The organism is Paracidovorax sp. MALMAid1276, from assembly GCF_049198005.1.
Classification (GTDB): domain Bacteria; phylum Pseudomonadota; class Gammaproteobacteria; order Burkholderiales; family Burkholderiaceae_C; genus Acidovorax.
The window spans coordinates 1-4,705 of record NZ_JBMIRS010000165.1; the positions used below are offsets into that span (position 1 = coordinate 1).

Annotated in this window: 2 protein-coding genes and 2 pseudogenes; 2 read left to right on the top strand and 2 right to left on the bottom strand. The window is 70.8% G+C overall.

Annotated elements, in window-relative coordinates:
* Positions 1–501 (bottom strand): annotated as a pseudogene (locus ACOQFS_RS11340) (hypothetical protein); the annotation flags it as partial.
* Between the two features lie 139 nt (positions 502–640).
* Positions 641–2,374 (bottom strand): ExeA family protein, encoded by a 1,734-nt coding sequence (locus ACOQFS_RS11345; RefSeq protein WP_421562988.1) that lies wholly within the window; start codon positions 2,372–2,374, stop codon positions 641–643.
* A gap of 204 nt (positions 2,375–2,578) precedes the next feature.
* Here ACOQFS_RS11345 and ACOQFS_RS11350 point away from each other — a divergent pair, with 204 nt between their 5' ends.
* Entirely contained in the window at positions 2,579–4,525 is a 1,947-nt protein-coding gene (locus ACOQFS_RS11350; RefSeq protein WP_421562987.1) for an AMP-dependent synthetase/ligase, read from the top strand.
* A 35-nt stretch (positions 4,526–4,560) separates the two neighbouring features.
* Positions 4,561–4,705, top strand: a pseudogene (locus tag ACOQFS_RS11355) (ABC transporter ATP-binding protein); the annotation flags it as partial.

The following is a 4,705-nucleotide window of genomic DNA, read 5'->3' on the forward strand; positions in this document are numbered from 1 at the left end:
GGCAGCGCGGGCGCGCGGGGCCTCCGGCGAGGGCGCGCGGGCCGCAGGGACGGGGGGCTTTTCACGCACTGCAGCGGGCGCGGGGCGCGGCTCGGTGGCGCGCGGTGGGGGCGCCGGGGCAGGCGCTGGCGCTGGCGCAGCGGACACGGCAGGCGCAGTAGGCGCAGCGGGAGCAAGGGGCGCAAGGGCGGCGGAGGCAGACGCCGGTGGCACTGCAGGCGCAGCGGCGGGCGCTGCAGCCGGTGTGGGGGCGGGTGACGCGCCGGCCAGCACCACGCCGCCGGCGGGCGCGCTGCGCTGCAGGGCCCACCAGGTGCCGACGGCGGCGAGCGCGGCCACGCCCAGCACCGCCGCCGCCACGGCGATCAGTCGCGAAGGTGCAGCGCGTGCGTCGGCCGGCAAGGCCCCTGGCAGCGGCGTGGCCTGGGTGTGCAGGCCGGGCACACCGCCACGGCCTCGCTCGGCTTCAGCGCGCCGCAGCGCATCAAGGATGTAGGACATGGTGGCAGCGGGGGGTGCGCGGCGCAGCGCAAGGCGCGGTCGCAGAAACAGGGGTGGAAACAGAGGCCCGGAGGCGGCGGTACATGGGGCGCGGAGGCATGGCGGACAGGGGCGTTGAACGGCGGGGCCGGCAGCCGGCCTATTGCAGCCGGGGCTCGCTCACGCCGGTGGCGCGGTTGAGCAGCATCAGCGTGAGGGGGCCAGCGCGGCCGTCGGGCGTGACGCCCTGGGCCAGCTGGAAGCGGTGGATGCGCGACTGGCGCAGCGCCGGGGTCATGGGGCGGGCCGTGGGGCCATTGCCGCCCGCCGCCTTGGTGGCCAGTTGCTTGTCCAGCCACGCCGCGCCCGCGGGGCTGTCGGCCAGCTCGCCGCGGTCTGGCATGCCGGGCGGGGTGCGCCACAGGGTGGCCATGTCGCCGCGCCAGACCAGCGCCAGCTCCTGCAGCGGCACCTGCAGCGTGCGGCCGCTGCCCTCCAGCGTGGCGGTGTCGGCACCCAGCCCGCGCAGCACGGCCGGGACGGGCTCCTCAGCATCTTCGGACGGGTACAGGCTCAGCAGCACGGGCCGGTCGATCTGTCGCACCAGGTTGAGCCCCGCTCGCCGGTTGCGGTAGCAGCGCAAGCCCTCGCGCGGCAGGGTGGCACAGGCGTCGGCGCCGTCGGCCAGCGGCGCGCCCCAGGCGGTGGCCAGGGCCTTCCACGCCAGCGCGTCGCCCGCCGCCTGCGCGGCCAGGAACTGCTGGAAGGCCGGGCTGAGCGCTGGCGCGGCGGCGGCCTCGCCCGCCGAGGCCACAGCGGTGGCGCCTGCCGCCGATGCGGCAGATGCCGCCGCCAGCGCGGCGCTCGCCGTGCCGCTAGCTGCCGTGGCGCGGGCCGCAGCGGGCGCAGAGACGGACGTGGGTGCCAGGGCAGACCAGGGCGCCGGGGCCCACCCGCCCATGGCCCAGCCCGCCGCCGCAACCAGGGTGGCGCCCGCCACCCCGCCCAGGCCCGCCAGCGCCCAGCCGGGCAGCGCGCGCCGCCCGGCGCTGCGGGCGGCGGCTGCGGCAGCGGGGGCGTCGAACACCTCGCGCGCGGCGTGGTTGACCATGGCCACGCTCACCTCACGCGCGCCAGCGGCATAGGCACCCAGCAGCGCGCGGTCGCACAGCAGGTTGATGCGCCGGGGCACGCCGTGCGACAGCGCATGCACGCGGCGGATGGCGCGCGCGCCGAACGGCAGCGGCCCCTGCAGCCCGGCCACGGCCAGGCGGTGGCTGATGTACTGCTGCGTCTCCTGCAGCGACAGCGCATCGAGGTGAAAGCGCGCGATCACGCGCTGCGCGAGCTGCTCCATGGAGGGCCGGGCCACCAACGTGCGCAGTTCGGGCTGGCCGATGAGGATGATCTGCAGCAGCTTGCGCTCGCTGGTCTCCAGGTTGGTCAGCAGGCGCAGCTGCTCCAGCACGTCGGCCGAAAGGTTCTGCGCCTCGTCGATGATGAGCACGTTGTTGCGGCCGCTCGCGTGCGCCGCCAGCAGCGAGGCGTTGAGCGGGTCGATGCAGTCCTTCACCGTCTCCACGCCCGGCACGGCCGGCTGGTGCGGCACCCCGAACTCGTCGCAGATGGAGCGCAGCAGTTCGCCCACCGTGAGCTTGGGGTTGAAGATGTAGGCCACGTTGCAGTGCGACGGGATCTGCTCCAGAAAGCAGCGGCACACCGTGGTCTTGCCCGTGCCCACCTCGCCCGTCAGCAGCACGAAGCCGCCGCCCGCATCCAGCCCGTAGAGCAGGTGGGCCAGCGCCTCGCGGTGGCGCTCGCTCATGAAGAGGTAGCGCGGGTCGGGGGCGATGGAGAACGGCGGGTGCTGGAGGCCGAAAAACGCGGCGTACATGGAGAGCGTGTTCACGATCCCAAGGATACCGCCCGCCCATGGGCAGGGTTTCACCCGACAAGTAGTTTCCCGTAAATTGTCGTCGGAAAGACAAGGCGACGTCAAAGTCAGTCCTAGCATCCCTCCCATGCGCTGCCAGAAAGCGGCGCCATCGGCCATCACCGGGGCGACACCCGCCCTTTCGTCTCTCTTTAGGAACCTGCCATGCTGACCACGTTCCCGCAACTGCTGCTCAAGCACGCCGCCGAGCGCCCCACGGCCGCGGCGCTGCGCGAAAAAGAATATGGAATCTGGCAGACGCACACCTGGGCCGACCTGGCCCGCCTGGTGGAGCAGATCGCCGCCGGCCTGCACGGCGCCGGGCTTGAGCGCGGCGAGCACATGGTGGTGATCGGCGCCAACCGCCCTCGCCTGTACGCCACCATGCTGGCGGCCCAGTCGCTGGGCGCCATTCCCGTGCCGCTGTACCAGGACGCCGTGGGCGCCGAATGCATCTTCCCGCTGAACAACGCCGAGGTGCGCTTTTGCTTGGTCGAAGACCAGGAGCAGGTCGACAAGCTGCTCGAAATCCGCGAGCAGTGCCCGCAGATTTCCAACATCTACTATGACGACCCGCGCGGCCTGCGCAACTATTCCGAGCAGGGCCTGGCATCGCTGGACGCACTGATCGAGGCCGGTGCCGCCCACGTGGCCCGGCAGCCGGAGTGGTTCAAGGGCGAGGTGGCCAAGGCCCGCCCCACCGACGTGGCCGCGATGTTCTTCACCTCGGGCACCACGGGCAACCCCAAGGGTGTGGTGCACACGCACAGCACGCTGCTCGACCGCGCCGCCGCAGGCGCCGAGTTCGACAAGCTCACCGGCAGCGAAGAGGTGCTGGCCTACCTGCCCCCGGCCTGGATCGGCCAGAACATCTTCAGCTATGCGCAGTGGCTGGCCTGCGGCTATGTGGTGAACTGCCCCGAATCGGCCAGCACCGTCACCATCGACCTGAAGGAAGTCGGCCCCACCTACTATTTCGCGCCGCCGCGCATCTTTGAAGGCCTGCTCACCAGCGTGATGATCCGCATGGAAGACGCGGGCACCCTCAAGCGCAAGATGTTCCACGCCTGCATGGCCGTGGCCCAGCGTGTGGGCCCGGCACTGATGGACGGGCAGCCCGTGGGCCTGCTCGACCGCATCAAGTACGCCCTGGGCAACCTGCTGGTGTATGGGCCGCTGCGCAACAACCTGGGCTTCAGCCGCGTGCGGGTGGCCTACACGGCGGGCGAGGCCATCGGGCCCGACCTGTTCACCTTCTACCGCTCCATCGGCGTCAACCTCAAGCAGCTGTACGGCTCCACCGAAACCGCCGTGTTCGTGTGCCTGCAGCCCGACAACCAGGCCCGCGCCGACACCGTGGGCGTGCCGATCCGGGGCGTGGAGATCAAGGTGGCCGACAACGGCGAGATCCTGGTCAAGTCGGCCGGGCTGCTCAAGGAGTACTACAAGAACCCCACGGCCACGGCCGAGGTGCTCACGGCCGACGGCTGGTACCACACCAGCGACGCGGGCTTCATCGACAACCAGGGGCACCTCAAGATCATCGACCGCGTGAAGGACGTGGGCCGCATCAAGGGCGGCGCCAACGACGGCGCCATGTTCGCGCCCAAGTACGTGGAGAACAAGCTCAAGTTCTTCCCGCACATCAAGGAAGTCGTCGCCCTGGGCGACGGCCGCGAAAAGGTGTGCGTGATGGTCAACATCGACTTCGACGCCGTGGGCAACTGGGCCGAGCGCCGCAACCTGCCCTACGCCGGCTACACCGACCTGGCGCAAAAGCCCGAGGTGTACGAGCTGGTGCGCGAGTGCATCGAGAAGGTGAACGCCGACCTGGCCACTGACAGCATGCTGGCCGGCAGCCAGGTGAGCCGCTTCCTGGTGCTGCACAAGGAGCTGGACGCCGACGACGGCGAACTCACCCGCACCAACAAGGTCCGCCGCGGCTTCATTGCCGAAAAGTACGCGGTGCTGGTGGAAGCCCTGTACGCAGGCCGCACCGAACAGTACATTGAAACCCAGGTCAAGTTCGAGGACGGCCGCACGGGCAGCGTCAGCGCAACGCTGCGCCTGGTGGACACCCAGACCTTCACCCCCGTGAAGGCGGCCGCATGAAGCCCGCGCTGTACCCGCCGGAGAGGCAACTACCCATGACCCAAAAGAAGATCGGCGACGTCATCCTGGACGTGCAGAACATCAGCCTGCGCTTTGGCGGTGTGAAGGCGCTCACGGACATCTCGTTTAACGTGAAGGAGCACGAGATCCGCGCCATCATCGGCCCCAACGGCGCGGGCA

What these genes read in the sequence shown, in the direction of transcription:
- ACOQFS_RS11345 (WP_421562988.1), bottom strand. Translation starts at nt 2,374, where the DNA reads ATGTACGCCGCGTTTTTCGGCCTCCAGCACCCGCCGTTCTCCATCGCC.
- ACOQFS_RS11350 (WP_421562987.1), top strand. Translation starts at nt 2,579, where the DNA reads ATGCTGACCACGTTCCCGCAACTGCTGCTCAAGCACGCCGCCGAGCGC.